This is a genomic window from Dissulfuribacter thermophilus, from assembly GCF_001687335.1.
Classification (GTDB): Bacteria; Desulfobacterota; Dissulfuribacteria; order Dissulfuribacterales; family Dissulfuribacteraceae; genus Dissulfuribacter; species Dissulfuribacter thermophilus.
On the sequence record NZ_MAGO01000004.1, the window covers coordinates 1 to 18113 of the forward strand.

The following is an 18113-nucleotide window of genomic DNA, read 5'->3' on the forward strand; positions in this document are numbered from 1 at the left end:
TAGTCATTGAAGATGTCTTAAAAAGCGAATTGAAATTTTGGATCTCAGATCTATTTTTCAAACACAATGTAAAAAAAGAGATTCATTTAAAAGAAAGCAGAAATCTTGTAATGACCAATTTACCACTATTTCTGGATCTAATTGACTCCGTCTTTGCAATACAGATAACGATGTTAAAGGAGTCAGAGGATACCTCTCACATCTTTAAATTAGTGGAAGCTGATGAGGATCAAGACAAAATTATCCTATTATTCGACCGTACAGGGCCTGATTTCATAAAAAAAGACGGGGCTCCAGACTTTGAAGATTTCAAAGAATCTGATTTTCTTATTTTATGTTACGATGTACTTCATGATTCGGCAAAGAAATTAAATTGTAATACAATATTAGAAGACAAGGCCATAAAACTGGAAGTGCCCCGCAAGGCCTCTGATACAGAGGTGTAACTAATACGGGGCACAACATTTTACAAATATATTGGGATGCATAATTTCCAATTTGTAAGCGTTCACAAAGGGTCGCATATGGAAGGTGCAAAATCGTCCTCCCTTATATCCACGCACCAAACAACAATCCATTTGCGATACCAAGTGAACGCTTACCATTCCTTTTAAACAGGCTCAACCCTCACAGCACACACCTTGTACTCCGGAGTCAAGGTCTTAACGTCTAGACCAGGACTGGTGAGGAGGTTTGTGAGGGCATCTTCGTAGTGAAAACTCATAAATACAGAGCCTGGTCTGCTCTTATCCGTAACTTTGGCACGAACTGCCACCTCTCCTCGCCTGGAGATGACTCGAACCATTGCCCCATCTTTTACGTTGAGGCGGATGGCATCATCAGGATGGATCTCCACCTCCTCATATGGGGCAATCTTATCAAAGGCCCGTGCCCTACGGGTCATTGAGCCATTGTTATAGTGCTCAAGTCTTCTACCAGTGATTAGAACCAGCGGATAATCACGGTCTGCATCCTCCTCAGGCATTATGAAATCCACAATCTGGAGGTGTCCCTTGCCCTTTGGAAACGACTTTTGATGAAGTAGCGGGGTCCCTGGATGACCCTTTTCCGGACATGGCCAGACCTTTCCGCTATCGTCAATATCTTCATAGGAGATCCCTGCATAAGGAGGTGTGAGTTTCGCTATCTCCTCCATAATCTCACTGGGATGACTGTATTCCATTGGATAGCCCATAGCTGTGGCAAGCTTTGATACAATCTGCCAATCTGGCAGGGCTTCTCCTGGAGGCTCGACCACCTTTCTTATCCTTCTCACTCTACGCTCACCACTTGTAAATGTGCCATCCTTTTCGTAGAAGCAGGCGCTAGGCAACACAACGTGTGCGAACTCCGCCGTCTTCGTGAGGAACAGGTCTTGATAGACCAAAAAGTCCAAAGAACTCAATGCATTGTGAATAAAACCCACATTTCCCTGAGTCTGAGCAGGATCATATCCGATGCAATAGAGAGCCTTGAACTTACCCTGCAAAGCCATCTCATACATCTCTGGTTCCAACAGTCCTGGAGTGGTTGGAAGCTCTGAGACGTTCCAGGCCGTGGCAAAACGTTTTAATGCCTCCACATCATCGGTGTGCTGATACCCAGGAAGACTATATGGAAGGGTCCCCATATCGCATGCGCCCTGGACATTGTTCTGGCCTCTAAGTGGGTTGATCCCAGTGCCAGGTCTTCCAACCTGGCCAGTTGCCAGTACAAGATTTGCAAGGGCCATGACGCCATGGGTGCCTCCTTTATGCTCCGCTACCCCAAGACCATATAAAATCAACGATCTTGGAGATTGGGCATATATCCTTGCTGCCTGTTCGATCTGCTCTTTGGGCACGCCTGTTATCTGCGAAACACGTTCAGGTGGATAGTCCTTGATGAACTCGATGACTCGATCAAGCCCTTCTACCCTTTCAGCAATAAAGTCTCTATTCTCGAGTCCCTGTTCAAATATGCTATAGAGAATACTGTTTAAAAGAGGAATGTTGGTTCCAGGTTTGAGCCTCAACCACAACCCTTCAGATTGAGCCTCAGCAATCGCAGCCACATCCGTACGTCGCGGATCGATCACAATGAGCTTAACCCCTCTTTTGGCAGCCTCCTTTATCTTTAAACCTACTATGGGATGGGCCTCTGTGGTATTTGATCCGCATATCAGGAGACAATCGGTCTCAGGTATTTGGGCAAAGGGTGTTGTTGCAGCACCGCTTCCAAGTGTGGTCGCGAGACCCGCGACCGAAGGAGCGTGTCAGACCCGCGCACAATTGTCTACGTTATTCGTACCTAGGACCGCCCTGGCAAATTTTTGGAATAAAAAGTTTTCCTCATTGGTGCACCGCGAAGATGCCAGTACACCAATACTGTCACTGCCGTGATTTCGAATAATATCGGAAAAGCGCTTTGCTATGTAATCCAGGGCCTGATCCCATGAGACCTCTTTAAATGGTTCGTCTATACTGTCTCTAATGAGTGGACGTTTGAGGCGATCTTCGTGATTGTAAAAAGTAAAGCCAAATCGTCCCTTTACACAGAGGTCTCCGTAATTTGGTGGTGTATTGTAATCGGCCTTAATTTCAAGGATAGCACCGAGATTGGCAACAACATCTACGCTGCATCCTGTTCCACAGTAGGTACATACGCTCTTGACCGGCTTTATCTGTTCTGGCCAAAGTGGGACCTTCAGGCCCTTCTTTGATAGGGCACCAGTAGGACAGGCATCTACACATGCCCCACAGGATACGCAATTATCTTTGAATCTGATCTCTATATTCTGGAGCCTTCCTGACTGGCCATCTTCATCAAAATTCAGATAAAGCGCATCGTATTTACAGCTCCTCTCACACCTTGAACACCCAACGCACTTATTTGGATCAACGACAATGAATGGATGTGAATCATCAATTTTATACTCGAGCCTCTTGGGAGACTTGGCTGCATTGACCTTGTGATCCACACAAAGTTCTCTATACGTACACTTGGCAAGCCCATGGCATCCGCATTCAAGACACCGTGATGCCTCTTTTTTGGCCATCTCTTCTGTAAGGCCAAGTTCGATTTCAAAAAAGTCACCAATGCGTCTTTCAGGCGGACGTTCAGGCATGGATTGGGCCAGGCTCACTGTAAAACCATCATAGTTGTGCATATCGACGTCTTCAAAGCGCTTACCCTTGGTAAAATTAAATCTCGGCTCAGATATACCTGTCTTTTCCCCAACCATGTACTCATGCATGGCCTCTGCAGCGCGCCTTCCTGCTGCAACCGCCTGAATAACAGTCCTTGGCCCGCTTGCACAGTCACCCCCGGCAAAAATCCCTGGGATATTCGTAGCCATGGTGCTGGGATTGGACTTTATTGTCTTTTTGGGGCTCAATTTCAATTTTGCTTCCAGGTCACCAAAGGTGGAAATGGTGTCGTCACCCTCCTGACCCAGTGCTGAGATCACTGCATCCCCTTCCCACACGAGCCTGGAGCCTGGCATGGGAACAGGAAAACGTCTGCCCCTCTCATCTGGCTCTCCAAGGACCGTCCTGGCCATTATGACCTTCACCTTACCATTGTCCATGCGCTCAATAGACAGAGGCGTGGCCATGAGGAAGAGCTGTACCCCCTCCTTTTCTGCCTCTTCCACATCGCGCTGCTGGGCCGGCATCTCCACTCGGCTCCTCTCGTACACCACTGTAACATCCCTTACACCAAGACGCCTTGCTGAACGCGCGGCATCCACTGCCACATCTCCACCACCGATTACGAGGACCTTTGAACCGAGAGAGATTTGCCTGCCGAGATTGATCTTTTTCAAGAGCTCAAGGCCATCTACGGCAAACTCTCCGCCCTTGATCGAAAGTGATCTTTGCTTCGAGAGCCCAACCGCAATAAATATAGAATCAAAACCCTGATCTTTGAGGTCACTTAGGGTAAAATCATCTCCCCATCGCCTTCCAACCTTTACATGCACCCCCAGATCCAAGATATTCTGTATCTCTTGTTCCACTACCTTGGTGGGGAGCTTGTAGTTTGGAATCCCGTATCTCAGGAGCCCACCGAGTTCCTTTTCTGCCTCGAAGATGGTTACGTCATGGCCGAGCTTTCTCAAAAAATAAGCGCAGCTAAGACCAGCGGGTCCACCACCAATAATGGCTGCACGTTTGCCTGTGGATTCCCCTGGCCGTTCTTTCAAACCACCTTTGGCCTGAACGTAATCTGCCACGAACCTCTTGAGGTGATTTATGCTAATGGGCTCATCCAACAGGACACGCCTACACCTAGTCTCACAAAATCTCGGGCACACCCTCCCCACAGAGAGCGGCAGGGGATTCTTCTCCTTAATGAGCCTCAGTGCTGCCTCGTATTCCCCTGATGCCACGAGATTCACATAACCCTGAACATTAATTCCACCAGGACATGTGAGATTGCATGGCGCCCTGCAATCTCCATAGTGGGTCTGTGCAAGGGTCTCCAGTCTCTGCTTCCGAAAGGCGTCCAAATCCTTGGAGTGGGCCACTATTACCATTCCATCTTCAACCTCTGTTTTACAGGCCCTGACTCTGCCCTTGCCTTCGACTTCAACCATACAAAGAAGGCAAGGCCTTTTCGGTTCCACCCCACCTGGCATATTACATAGGTGCGGGATCTTGATCCCTGCACTGTTGGCTGCCTCCAGAATGGTATTACCTTTGGTCGCCTTGATCTCAGAATTATCGATCGTAAGTGTAACCATGTGGTCTACGCCCCTTTTGTCACTTTTTTCTGTATCTATTTACACCCTAAATGCTGCAATTAGCGAGTTTGCCCAAGATACGAGGAGCGAGGGGCAAAGACGTACTCAGGTACTTCGAGCCCCGAGCGACAAAGTAGATTGGGCAAAATCGCCAATCCCGAAGGGCGGCAAAAGGAGGCAAAAACACAAAATATGGATTCACCCAAAAAATAAATTTAGTGAAGAGCCAGATGTTAGCTAACACTCTATAAAATCGTAAATAAATCATTTTTGCTCCCTTTTGCCGTGCAGGATTTAGGTTACAGAAAAATCACTATACTAGAGTTCAAGCCATGACTCGGAAAATACTGTCTTACCCATGAGTACACGAGTTGTCTTGTAGTATTCGAGCTCTTTTGGCGAAAGATCATCAGGATTTGGTTCATTGCCGTCCATGATATCATGGACGAGTTTTACGAGTTCCGGCCTCTGGCCGTGTGCGAGCTCCACAAGCTCCTGATCATAAGTATCGACAATGGCAGACCAGATACCATACTTCATAAGCATGGCGAGATAGGCACGGTTTAGATATGGCCTCTTTTCATGGGAGACACCGTTTGAGACATTTGAAAGGCCAACTGTAGATTTTGCTCCTGGAGCGATTTCCGGAAGCATTGCCATAAACTCAAGCCCACTCATCACCTGATCTGAGCCAAGGGTTATTGGAGTAGCAATAGGGTCGATTAATATCTTTTCATTAGGAATACCTGCCTCGTTCATTGCCATAACCAGATCAACAGTCATGGCAGCACGCTCATTGGCGTCCCTTGGCATTCCATCAACGCCCCAGAGTAGGCCTACTACATAACAGCCAGCCTCTGCAGCCACTGGAATGAGCTTTTTCATTCTTTCGGGCTGCAGCGATATGGAATTCATGAGGTGTATCTCTGGGTTTTTGGCTGCCTTGATCCCTGCTATGAGGGCATCTGCATTAGTGGTATCCAGTGAAAGGGGGCAATCCGTAACGTTTTCTACCACCTTAACGATCCATGGCATGAGGTCTGTCCCGTCTTTTCTTGCAGGACCAATGTTCAAGTCCAAAAAGTCCGCTCCGTCCCTGACCTCTTCGTTGGCCATTACCTCGATTGGGACAGGGTTCCTTTCCTTCATAGCGGCCCCTGTCCGCTTACCCATTATATTGATGCTCTCTGCTATACACTGGACGTACATTACGCTCTTTCCTCCTCGTAAAGTTCCAACTTGCATATAATTAAGAGGCCTTCCAGTCCCTCAAGAATGCGGGTAAATGGCTTGCTTCCCTCGGACCAACTGTAATAGTCCAGCCTGGAAGTTCGTCTTCCAGTTCACCCTTCATGCCTGCGAGGTAGCCTGGAATAATGAGGTTTCTGTGTTTTACCTTGTCTTCAATCCCGCTCTTCTTGACAAAGGAGCCGATGAGATCCGCACTAAATTTTCCTGCTGCCCATGCAGTCAAGACTGAAAGCCCTTCAGTATCTTTAATGAGGAGCCATGATGGCACCTTGCTACCTTCAACCTCCCCTGAGACAATGAAGTAAGTGAGAGAAAAGTTACAGGTAATGAGGACAGGAGAATTTTCATCTGGACCATTTATTGGATAGATGTCTTCTTGAACCACCATGGGCCTCTGTGGGTCAGTGAAGATATTAAGCCTTTCAAGGAGGAGCGGAAATAGCGTATCTCCTCTGAGATCAGAAAGTACTGTTATGCCTGCGTACTTACATACGAGTACCGATGTAATCATTGCCTCTACCAGAGGATCATCTGCCATCTCGCAGGGCAAGGTAATAGATGGGAATCCAAGGGGCTTATACTTATGATTGATGGCTGCCCGCCTCATGACTACCTGGTCTTCCAATGCTCCCTTGAGTGTCCTTGCCCCAGTATCTAAAACGAGGTCCTTGAGGCCCTTTTCCTGAAGGGTTTCTGAGAGTTTTGCAGTCTCTCCAATAGTCTCACCCTTTACTGCAAGTGGACAGCCGGTCTCTTTTGCGATCTCAGCCATTTGCTCGAGATTGTCCTTGGTGGCTGCATACAGAAGTGGCTTGTGTTCCCCAAGGATCTCTGCTCCTTCTTTCAATGCCCCTGGATCTTCACTCATAAGGATAAGTGGGGCTGTCGACGCTTCTTCCCTCACTTTCTTAATGAGTCCAATAAAGGCGTCTTTGTTTCCGGCATCCTTGATGGCTATGAGATCTGCCTTAAGAGTCAGCCCAACACGTTCATACTTGAGGCTATTAAAACTGGATATTTTTGCGTTGACCTCTTCGTCACTCATGTCTGATGACACAAGGACTGCAAAACCTGTTGGATTTTCAAAACGTTTCTCATGCCTGAAAAGGCAGGTCTCACCACCAAATTTGAAGGTATTGTCTCCTGAACCAATGGTAATGGTCCTTATAGGAGGGGCGGATGCCTCACCCACCTTTTCCTTAACCTCATCTGAAACATAAGGACACTTTCCAATGTCCTCTTGGCCTGCTGCAACCTTCATGGCAAATGCAAGGCATGTTGGCACATCGCACTCGCCACAGTTCTTCTTTGGAAGCATCTTCAGGATCTCTATCCCAGTAAGAGCCATATTACTATCCTCTCTTCCCGTTAATATTCATAAAAATCCATTAACTTATACAGCGCTATCCATCTTAAGTGCTGGATGCCCCTTCTCCTGTAGGAACTTGAGGACCTCATCCTCAGTTGTTCCCACCTCTTCATCTGCAATCATGTCCAGAAGATCTGGCACACCTTCTTCCTCTGCCCTCTGCTGGAGCCTGTCTCTCAATTCCTCTTTTAGCATCTTTGGCATCCATACAACGCGCTTTAATCCACCTTCAGCCTTCATGAATTTCCTACTACAAATGTAGTGCTTTGAGACACCTAGGAATCCGGGTGTAACCTGTCCACCTCCAACCATACCTGCAAGAGTGGAGAACTTCATTCCACTGGGGGTCATGCCAAGGTAATCTCTGTTTACGATCATGATACCATTGCACATTGGAAGCATGGTAGCAATACACTCAAAGCATCCACAAGCTGTCATGGGATCCACCATGAGACTGTAGGCGCTTACCCTTTCCACCTTTCCACGGGATGCCTGTTTTACGAATTCATTCACTCCAGTCCACTGACCAAGGTTTTCATCAATACATTCACCCTTTTGAATAGGCTGGTTTGGACCGGTTGGATTTATCTCATAGGAGGCCTTTCCATCGAGCCAGTTGTATGCGCCACACATACCCACTCTCTCTGGAGTAATGACACAGACGTGTGTTGGCGCAAAGGACTGGCAGAGCGTACAAGAATAGAATACGTCCTCAGACTCGTCTGTCATAGAGCCAAGACGCTCGTCCCTTGCTGCATACACCTGTTTTGCAAGCTCTAGGATCTCCTTGACCTTCTCTTCCTCTGTAAAAATCTTTACCTGGACCTTGTCTAGTATTGCACCAAAATCTTGATGTAACTTTGCATGGAGGATCTTTCCTATGTGCTCGAACTTGAATCCCTTTTCTATGGCACTCTTTCCAACCCTCAGCCACATGATGTTCCTTTGCCCTATGTGCATTATTCCCTGGGCATAGTTAATCAGGTGATGGAACTGGCGTTCAAGGATTGGCTCAAAGTCGGATTGCATCTGACGTCCTGCCACCTCTACCAATATTGCAAATGGAAGCTTTGCGCCTGGCTCGACGTCTGTCATCTCAGGCCCTTCCACTGTCACCAGGCCGTCCTGTACCTCGTCCATCTCTCTAGAAATGAGGAGTTCTACACCGATGGTCCTTCCTCCACCACATTCCAGATATAGATCGTCCTTTCTAACTCTCTCACCCTCGAAGGCAGGACCATAGGCAACAGGTACATCCACTTTGCTCACTGTTACCTTGAGTCCCCTCACCTCAATGGCCTTCTGAACGATCTCCTCATGTGGGACCTTGCTCACAACGTGCTCATATGTACAGATACCAGTTGGGAGTATCTCAGGAATGTCCCAATCAGATATGGTGGGGAAGCCCCAGTTTATGGCACCTGCAGCATTTGCATACCACTCATCGGATACAGGGCCAAAGGCCATTACAAATGCAAATGTCCTGTCTTTGTTATAGATAAGATTACCCTTATAGTCGCCTGGTTTTATGCCTCCAAAGGCAAGGGCGACCCTACATGCAAAGCCAAGGGCAAAAACGGCTGAAGTATAGGTTGGTCCAAAGGGGACAAGACGTGTAGACCATCCCATCTGGACGTTTTGCTTTTTCAACTGGTCAGGCATGCTGACCCCATCTGTCTGATCATGCATAAATATGTAGAGATTCTTTTCCTGGAGTTCGAGGGCAATCTTTGCAGCCATCTCTGGATCTGGAGGGGTACCCAAAATCGCCGCAAATCCTGGTGCAGTTCCATCCACGAACTCTACGCCGCGCTTTCTGAAGATGATATCGTCTGCTGCGCCGAGCCAGATCTGGTCATCAGATGGAGGATCCTCTGTCTTGGTATAAAAATTGGGCTCATCAATATAGCGGATTGCTTCATACATCTCCTCTGCAAAGAGGGTAGCCATTCCAGCATCAAGGGCTGGGGCAAGGTATGGAAGCCACATTGAGTCACTTACCGGTGGAGGAAGGAGCTTTCTACACTCCTGAAAGATCTCCTTCATATCCCCGAGCTTTTGGACCTTGGCCCCAAGCATACTATATATAATTGGGAGGAAATAAGCAGTATTAGGAAACGAGACTTCTTGCTCAGGCCCATACTTTTTCAGGGCCTCCTCGTACTTTTCCTCGGCCATGTCCACAATCTTATGTGCTCCCCTTATTGCTGCTGAACAGATTATCTTAGACATAGGTCTATCTCACCTCTCTTTTATTTTAATTACATAAGTCCCTTTATCATTGCCTCTGTAAGGGCAACAGCTCTTGGATGGCGCATAATCATGAGCTCACCCCCTGCCAAAAGGAGGGAGGAAGCAGTTATCGCCTCTAGCAATATTGAGCGGACCTCTTGATCTCCTAGGAACTCATCAGATGGTAACTTCACTTCTTTTGCCTTCCACACCTCACGCCCAACATTACAAATAAAGGGCGCTTGGAGCTTTTCATCCTGCTGCATTAACGCTGCGAGCCTGATCCTCTCCATAACAGAGTAGGTATATTCGAGCCCGTAACCCACTGCACCTATGGAGGGGTCCATGAGGATGTGATCAAGGCCAATACCAAGGTTCTCTAGGAGGATATTCAACTGCTTTGCCAGGTTCACGTCTATGGGAGTAGATGCCACTACTGGCAGACCAAAGGCCATGGCCGTGGCGCCGAGGTTACGGTAGTTTGCGTCAGTAAGAGGGCCTATACACACCTTTTTGTCGCCTACTAGGGCGGTTACTTCGCGAAGTGTCTCTGTGTCCTTCTCTGCATTTCCACAACCCCAGAGGATCACGGGACAGTCCACTGCATCGATAACCTCTTTTGCCACCTTGGCTGCTTCACTGCTTGGTCTGTCCATTCCATTAGGATCTGTACTCACCAAGCTTAGACAGATGGCCTGAGCGTTATATTCAGAGACACACTTTTGTGCCCACTTTACTGGATCATCAAGGCAGTCTCCGTAGTATTTCTTGAGTGGCTCTGGCATCTCCTCTGGTGGGGAGTCCAACACATCAAATGCAATCCTAGGCGCATATGGCATGTCGCCCTCAAAGAGGTGAAATGGCAGAGCGCTTGCTCCTCCCACTGTAAGCGCCTTGTCGCCGTCTCCAAGAACCACCTCTTTAATAGCGCCAGTGGACTTTTCGAGGAAAAGATCCTCTGGAATATCTCCAATCCTATCTTTGAGGCTTGTGGTCTCTGCTTTAAAGGTAAACTCTCCAGAGACATCTAGTGCAGTTGCCTTGGGAGGCTCTGCCTTTTTCTCTGGCTGAGTCTCCTTTTTCTCCTCAACCTTTGGTTCCTCTGCGGTCGGCTTGACTTCTTCTACAACCTCCACGTCTGCAGGCTTCTCTTCTTCTTTGGCCTGCTCTTCTACCTTTTCTTCAGGAGCACATGCTTCATCCCTTGGTGCCTCATAGCTTGGAAACTCACCCTTTTGGGCTGCTTCTAGGCCTTTTTTCGCCTTCTCATTGTCTGGATCCAGCTTCAAGGCCTCTTCGAAATATTTAATTGCCTCATCCTGGGCCTTTTCATAGAGGGCGCAGTTACCCGTGGCCACAAGGCGAATCACATACTTTCTCTGCCATTCTTCCTGGGTAAGTCCTTCAGGACATGGTGGAAGTCCCTCTGTTGAGGCCGGGGCAACTGATTCGGCCTTTTTCAAGGCCTCTTCTGCCTCTTTAAGGCCGGCCTTGGCCTTTTCATCGTCAGGATCGATTGATAAGGCCTTTTTAAAGGCTTCTACAGCCTCATTGGCCTTACCCTGGTGTAAGAGGACATTGGCCTTGGCTACGAGGTTAACCACCTCTTTGTCGCGTTTGGGTTCTTCCTCTACCCTTTCCTCTACTGCCTTTTCCTCTACTTTTTCCTCAATTACCTCTGGAGCACTGACCTCGGGCTGTGGTGTTGCGGCAGGAGGTACTTTTGCCTGCACTACCTCAGTCACACCCTCACCCTTTAATACAAACTCTGCCTCAATAAATCTCTTCAGTGCTTCATAGGCCTCATCTTCCAGGCCAAGTACCTTCTTAAGTGCCTCGAGCCCAAGCTCCATAGAACGAAGGGCGTAATCAAGTTGCTTCTTAGACACAATATCTTCCTCCAATCCAATAGTTTGGTCACCCTCTTCGATTTGGATGGTCCTTGCACCCATTTCATGGGCCTTTTCGAGTCTTGCCTTCTCTTCTTTAAGTGCTGAGAGAAGTTCTTGAATCTTTTTCTCCTTTTCCTGAAGGATCCTTTCCTTCTCATCTATCTGGGAGCGAAGCTCCAAGATCTCTTTGGCTCCCCTTTCCTTCTCCTTTGCAACAAGTTCTCTTGAGGCCTCTGCTTCTTTCTTATATTGGTCGACCTTTTCCAAAAGGCGTGCCTCTGCCTCTTCTCTCGCCTTACGAACTGCCTCGTCAATTGCATCCATGCCCATTAGCACTGGCTCTAGTCTGGCCTCTGGCCTGGGCAATAGTCCTGACCGTTTTACGATCTCAGGCACTGCCTCTTCCCATTCAATTGCCATTACGTGCACACCTGCCACACCAGGTATCTCTTTTACCTGGTTGATGATGTCCACTGCTATCTCAATTCCCTCTTCACGAACGTCTTTGGCATCTTTGAGGCGTTTTATCACGTCATCTGTGACCTCAAGGCCTGGGACGAAATTCTTCATATACCTTGCCATTCCAAGTGACTTGGGTGGGGTCACACCAGCTAATATATAGACGCGTTCAGTGAGTCCCAGGTCCTCGACCCGCTTCATAAACTCCTTAAATTTATCCACATTATAGATTATCTGGGTCTGGACAAAGTTTGCCCCAGCATCGACCTTCTTCTTCAGCCTGATTGGCCTATACTCAAAGGGATCTGCAAAGGGATTTGCAGCAGCTCCGAGAAAGAGCCTTGGTTCTCCACCCTTTATCTCCTCACCGCACTGGAAGCGCTTTTCATCACGCATTGCCTTTACCATTTGAAGGAGCTGGATGGAGTCCATGTCAAAGACCCCTTTGGACTGGGGATGATTACCAAACTTTTGATGGTCTCCTGTAAGACACAGAAGGTTTCTAATCCCAAGGGCGTGTGCGCCAAGGATGTCGGCCTGCATTCCAATCCTGTTTCTGTCTCGACAGGTCATCTGCATCACAGGCTCAACTCCCTCGGATAAGGCAATGAGCCCAGCAGTCAAGCTCGACATCCTCACTATTGCAGTCTGACAATCGGTTATGTTTACAGCGTCAACAAAGCCCTTTAGGATCTTTGCCTTTTTTCTAACTACTTCTCTGTTCCCACTCTTTGGGGGACCAAGCTCTCCTGTGACTGCAAACTGCCCGCTTTTTAAGACTGTCTCTAAATTGCTTCCAGCTATCACGGCAATAAATCCTCCCTAATTCTGTGGCGTGGGCCCCCATGACCCGCTGTTGTCCAATCCCTTATGGGCATGATTTCTTCGAGCGATGAATCTTCGCCAAATCCCTTGAGTTTTTCATAGATCATATGCCACACACAGTTCACATTAGGATCTATCTCACACAATCCTCCCTGAGAACCACCGCATGGGCCATTAGACAGGCTCTTTGCACACCTTGCTACAGGGCACAGGCCGCCAGTTAGATGAAGCACACATGACCCACACCCTGCACACATTTCCTTCCATTCTCCACTAGAAAGGTTGGCCCCATAAAAACTGGTGTCTAGTGCTGGTTTAACTTTTACTCCCGGGCACCTGTCTGCTATAAAATTGACACCGACTCCACAGGCCATTGACAGCACGCAGTCATAGCCTTTACCGGTCTCCTTAAGGGGCTCCAGGTACTCTGGATCACACTGCCGCACGAATGTCTCCTCCACCACCTCAATCTCTTCACCTCTGCGCTTCTTCCCAAGCCTTATGGCAGAGGCAAGGGTCTTGACCTCCTTATCGCCACCTGCCGAACACACTGCAACGCACCCCCTGCAGCCAAGGACCAACACCTTCTTTGCCCCTTCGAGCATATCTAGGATCTCTTGTAGGGGTTTTTGTGAAGCAATAATCATATCTATGCGCTCCTTTTTGTCGTCCTTTTCTCCATCTCTTTTATGGCCTCTACGACATCTGCCGTGGAACCTCGATCTGCAAAAAACATCTCAACAAGCTGTGGGTCCATCCCCAGCTCTTCAATAAGACTCTTTGCGTACTTCACCCTTTTCGAGGCCCTGAGGCTCCCTGTCTTGTTGTGACAAGTCTCCATCTTACACCCTGCCACGAAAACGGCCTCGGCCCCATCGCTGAAGGCGTCTAAGAGCTCTGAAACTTGAAGGCGTCCTGTACAGGGAAGGCGCCTTATTATCACCCCTTCCCCAATTACGCCCTCTTTTTCAAGGACATCAACTGGGACCTGGGCAGTATAGTTACAGCAAAAACCTACTATCCTTGCCATACTTACCTCTCTTGCGTTTGAGCGGCCTCTAACGATGGCCTGAGTTCTATAGCCTCTGCAGGACAGTCCTTAACGCATATTCCACACGCCCTGCAAAAATCCGGATCAATAAATGCATATCCCTCCTGGATTATCCGCGGGGCCCCAAAAGGACACACCCTAACGCAGGTAAGACATGCAACACACTTACCAGGATCGACGTAAGCGAGGAGCCCCAGATCCTTTCTCTTCTCCTCATTTACTATACCGGCCTTTACAGCCTCTTCTCTGAGGGCCTTTATGACATCTGCACAGCGGACATTTTGTGGGCATACCGGTATGCAACTCTGGCACTGGGAACAGGCCCAGATAATGTCGGATTCCATTAGTTCCTTGGTAAGACCAAGGCCAACCATGTGGACGATCTTTCTTGGGTCAAAGGCATCCACCACCTTTTCCACAGGGCATGCACTGGAACATGATCCACACGTATAGCACCCGAGGACAGTATCCGTGCCCTCATGTGACTGGAGATTACGTGTTGCATTATTATCAAATCTAGTCGCCTGTATCGTCATTTCGGTTACCTCACTTATGAATGACTAAGCTGCTTTTCAAAGGCAGGGACCACCTTCTTTAAAACTCCCTCCTGAATTGCAGCCTCATCATATTGACCCGCCTTATTGAGACTCTTTGCGAGGGTACCAAAGGCTGTCCGAATCTTTGTATTTTTTGCGGCCTTTACAGCAGCTTCAAGTTTCTTCATTACCTCGTCACGCCCAGGCTCTCCCTCACCTTCTCCTAGGGGGCCTAGTTCCTTTATCTTCATACAGTAATCAGTTATAAGCTGAACAAATCTGGGGCCTTCTGCCGCTGAGGCCCACTCAAGATCGAACCTTTTGGGATTGACTCCACACATCTTGAGTACCTGCCTCACAGATTCTGCCATGACCATCGCTTCGTAATTACCAGACTGGTAATGACACTCTCCCAAGTGTCACCCACCAGTGAATACTCCATCTGCGCCCACCTTGAACGCCTCAAGGATGAAGCGCATATCAATCCTTCCAGTACACATGACTCTAATAACCCGCACGTTTGGCGGATATTGATAACGTGAGACCCCTGCTGAATCTGCTGCTGCATAACAGCACCAGTGGCAGAAAAAACCTAATATCCTGGGGTTGAATTGTTCCTGTGTCATTCGGCCTCCTTATCTATTGCTTCCCTGTAATGGCTCATGTGGCACCCCATTATTTCACATCATCCTTTTGGCCAAAGGCATGGATCTGGGCGAAAATTGCCTCGTCTGTAAATCCGCCCATGCTGATGGCAACTGTTGGGCAGTGAGAGGCGCATATGCCGCAGCCCTTACATGAGGCTGTAATGGTCCGGGCCTTTCTCTTCTTGTCCACTTTAACCAACTCAATAGCGCTAAACGGACAAAGTGATGCACATATACCGCACCCAATACACTTTTTCTGATCAACCCTAGAGACGATGGGCGCCACAGCGACTTTTCCTTTTGCTAGTGGTATCGCGGCCTTAGCCGCTGCTGCCCTGGCCTGGGCCATGGCATCTTCAAGGCCCTTGGGTCCGTGGGCTAGGCCACAGAGATACACTCCATCGACTGCCACCTCTACAGGACGAAGTTTTGCATGGGCCTCAAGGAAAAATCCATCCTTTGTGAGCGGGGCCTTCAAAACTTGCGCCAGTTCTTCGTTGTCCCCTGGGGCAATCCCTGTAGAAAGGACAACGTAACTCGATTGTATCTCTAGCTCTTCACCTACTATATTGTCATAGACCTTTACAGCGATCCCCCTACCCTTCTTCATGATTTGAGGCCGATTATCAGGCTGGTACCTAATAAATTTGATACCCTTCAACCTGGCCTCTCGATAGAGATCTTCATAAAATCCATAGGTCCTCATGTCTCTATAGAGGATAAATATGTCGAGCTCTGGTTTTATATCTTTGAGCTTGAGGGCGTTTTTAACGGCCTGAGTACAGCAGATGCGGCTACAATAGGCCATATCTTCGCCACGGCTTCCAACACACTGGATCATCACTACCCTTGATGCGCTCTTAAGGAAGCTATAGCCACGTGACAGTTTCTCTTCGAGTTCCAACTGTGTTAAAACACGATCTGACTCACCATAGAGATAGCCTTTTGGCTTATACTCTTTTCCACCAGTGGCCACCACTACGACACCGTGGTTGATAAGCTCGCTTTTACCTGCCCTCTCCACAGTAGTGGTAAAGTTTCCAATATATCCAGAGACATTCTTTATCTCGGTCTCGAGCATTATGTCGATGTCTGGATGGGACTCTACTCTGGCTACAAGATCATCGAGAACCGTCTTTGCGTCTTCCCCATCCGCGGTCCACCTAACGCGCCTGAGATTTCCGCCGAGAGTCTTTGACCTCTCTACGAGCACTACCTTAAAGCCCTGATCAGCAATACTGAGCGCAGCAGCCATACCAGAGGCACCACCACCAATGACCAGTGCAGACGGCGTTACATCTACTGTTGGCTGCTCAAGTGGCTCCAAGAGCCTTGCCTTAGCCACTGCCATCCTCACTAGATCCTTGGCCTTTTCAGTAGCAGCCTCTGGTTCCTGGGCATGGACCCATGCACATTGGTCTCTGATGTTTGCCATCTCAATAAGTGCAGGGTTGAGACCAATGGACCTAAGTGTTTCTTGGAACAGTGGCTCATGTGTCCTTGGAGAACACGCGGCAATTACCACTCTGTTGAGCCTATTTTCCTTGATCCTCTCTGCTATGGTCTTTAATGCATCCTGAGAGCACGAATATAGTGTATCTTCATAGAGGACTACTCCTGGTAGGCTACCTGCATAGTCGCGTACAGCCTTTACGTCCACTACACCTGCGATGTTGACACCGCAGTGACATACGAAGACTCCGATCCTTGGCTCTTCCTCACATAGAGCCTTGTCTTCATCTGGATATGTGACAGTAACTGCCTTTGTTCCCCTTGCCTCCTTCAAGAGCTCTGAGACGTGGGCAGCAACACCAGAGGCCTGGGTTACGCTCTCAGGGATATCCTTTGGCCCTTGGAAGGCTCCTGCCACAAACACTCCAGGCACTGATGTGGACAACGGTGAGCCTGATGTTGTCTTACAAAATTCATATTTATTAAGCTCAATTCCTGTGGTCTCTTGAATGATCTTTGCATCCTCTGGTGCCTTCAATCCAACAGATAGGACCACCATATCAAAGAGGGCACTGGATGATGTACCGTCCTCCATGACGTATGTAAGGGCAAGTTTTCCATCGACCTCTTCCACCTTTGGGACCCTTGCCCTAATGATGTTCAGTCCGTACTTCTTTATGGCCTCTTCTCTAAAGGCATCAAAGCCCTTGCCCATTGTACGGACGTCCATGAAAAATAGGGATATGTCAAGGTCTGGCTCGTGTTCCTTTGCGACACTCGCCTCCTTTATCGCGTACATACAACAGACTGATGAACAAAAACCGTTTCCACAGCTTTCGTCACGAGATCCCACACACTGGAGGAAAGCGATCTTTTTGGGCGTGGTCTGATCCGATGGCCTTACTATGTGCCCTTCGGTGGGACCAGATGCGCACGTGAGACGCTCAAATTCGAGGCTTGTCACCACATCAGGGTACTTACCATATCCAAAGCGCTCTAACACCTCATCATCTATACGGCCGAATCCAGGTGCAAGGACAACACTACCCACTTGAAGCTCAAGATTTTCTGGCTTTTGGCTAAAATCTATTGCCCCTGCTGTACAGGTCTGAGCGCAAAGATTGCAAGTTTCGTGGTTTACTCTCAAACACTCTTTGGCATCAATATAATAACTTGATGGAATTGCCTGGGCATAATCGATGTGGGGTGCACGGGTTACCTCAAGGCGCTCATTATACCAATCGACTACTGGTTTTGGGCAGTACATAGTGCAGATCCCACACGCTGTACACTTGTCTTCATCTATATATCTTGGCCTTTTGAGGACTTTTGCCACAAAGTTTCCTGGCTCTCCCTCAAGGGCCTTCAACTCGGCATTTGTAATTATTTCTATGTTTGGAGACCGACCGGCCTCAACTAACTTTGGTGCAAGTATTCATATGGCACAGTCATTGGTAGGGAAAGTCTTGTCCAGTTGTGCCATAACCCCACCAATGGATGCCTTTTTCTCCACCAAGTACACATAGTATCCAAGGCCTGCCATATCCAATGCGGCCTGCACTCCGGCTACCCCGCCGCCGAGGACGAGAACAGCCCCCTGTTTTGTGGTGTCTTTCATGGTCTAAAACAACCCCCTAAGTTTAAGAATCCAAATTTCATTTTCATAACCCAAAAGA

Annotated in this window: 11 protein-coding genes and 1 pseudogene; 1 reads left to right on the forward strand and 11 read right to left on the reverse strand. The window is 48.3% G+C overall.

Features of this window, described 5'->3' with window-relative positions:
* The coding region (locus DBT_RS12170) for a hypothetical protein (protein ID WP_161939901.1) at nucleotides 1-446 on the forward strand (446 nt) is incomplete at its 5' end.
* Between the two features lie 164 nt (nucleotides 447-610).
* Here DBT_RS12170 and fdhF read toward each other — a convergent pair.
* The 11 genes and pseudogenes from fdhF to DBT_RS04115 all read right to left on the reverse strand — a co-directional run bounded on the left by fdhF (nucleotide 611) and on the right by DBT_RS04115 (nucleotide 18055).
* Nucleotides 611-3235 (reverse strand): formate dehydrogenase subunit alpha, encoded by a 2625-nt coding sequence (fdhF, locus tag DBT_RS12440; RefSeq protein ID WP_341843843.1) that lies wholly within the window; start codon nucleotides 3233-3235, stop codon nucleotides 611-613.
* Nucleotides 3236-3265: 30 nt separating this feature from the next.
* A pseudogene (locus tag DBT_RS12445) lies at nucleotides 3266-4723 on the reverse strand (FAD-dependent oxidoreductase); the annotation flags it as partial.
* Between the two features lie 318 nt (nucleotides 4724-5041).
* The gene (locus DBT_RS04070) at nucleotides 5042-5932 is read right to left on the reverse strand and encodes a dihydropteroate synthase (protein WP_067616733.1); all 891 of its coding nucleotides are present in this window, start codon (nucleotides 5930-5932) and stop codon (nucleotides 5042-5044) included.
* 40 nt (nucleotides 5933-5972) lie between these two features.
* The gene (gene acsC, locus DBT_RS04075) at nucleotides 5973-7322 is read right to left on the reverse strand and encodes an acetyl-CoA decarbonylase/synthase complex subunit gamma (protein WP_067616735.1); all 1350 of its coding nucleotides are present in this window, start codon (nucleotides 7320-7322) and stop codon (nucleotides 5973-5975) included.
* Nucleotides 7323-7367: 45 nt separating this feature from the next.
* Nucleotides 7368-9575, reverse strand: a complete 2208-nt coding sequence (gene acsB / locus DBT_RS04080; protein WP_067616737.1) for an acetyl-CoA decarbonylase/synthase complex subunit alpha/beta — start codon at nucleotides 9573-9575, stop codon at nucleotides 7368-7370.
* A 29-nt stretch (nucleotides 9576-9604) separates the two neighbouring features.
* Nucleotides 9605-12733, reverse strand: a complete 3129-nt coding sequence (locus DBT_RS12450; protein WP_067616739.1) for an acetyl-CoA decarbonylase/synthase complex subunit delta — start codon at nucleotides 12731-12733, stop codon at nucleotides 9605-9607.
* Entirely contained in the window at nucleotides 12730-13398 is a 669-nt protein-coding gene (locus tag DBT_RS04090; protein WP_067616741.1) for a methylenetetrahydrofolate reductase C-terminal domain-containing protein, read from the reverse strand. Before DBT_RS04090 ends, DBT_RS12450 begins: the two co-directional genes overlap by 4 nt.
* A gap of 2 nt (nucleotides 13399-13400) precedes the next feature.
* The gene (locus DBT_RS04095) at nucleotides 13401-13781 is read right to left on the reverse strand and encodes a hydrogenase iron-sulfur subunit (RefSeq protein ID WP_067616743.1); all 381 of its coding nucleotides are present in this window, start codon (nucleotides 13779-13781) and stop codon (nucleotides 13401-13403) included.
* 2 nt (nucleotides 13782-13783) lie between these two features.
* Nucleotides 13784-14338, reverse strand: coding sequence for a 4Fe-4S dicluster domain-containing protein (locus DBT_RS04100; RefSeq protein ID WP_067616745.1), 555 nt, complete (start codon nucleotides 14336-14338; stop codon nucleotides 13784-13786).
* A 14-nt stretch (nucleotides 14339-14352) separates the two neighbouring features.
* A complete protein-coding gene (locus DBT_RS11920) occupies nucleotides 14353-14964 on the reverse strand; it encodes a hydrogenase iron-sulfur subunit (protein WP_153304045.1) in 612 nt (203 codons plus the stop codon).
* Between the two features lie 49 nt (nucleotides 14965-15013).
* Nucleotides 15014-18055 carry a CoB--CoM heterodisulfide reductase iron-sulfur subunit A family protein gene (locus tag DBT_RS04115; RefSeq protein ID WP_083186613.1) on the reverse strand — a complete coding sequence of 1014 codons (3042 nt, stop codon included), beginning with the start codon at nucleotides 18053-18055 and terminating at the stop codon, nucleotides 15014-15016.
* Between the last annotated feature and the right edge of the window lie 58 nt (nucleotides 18056-18113).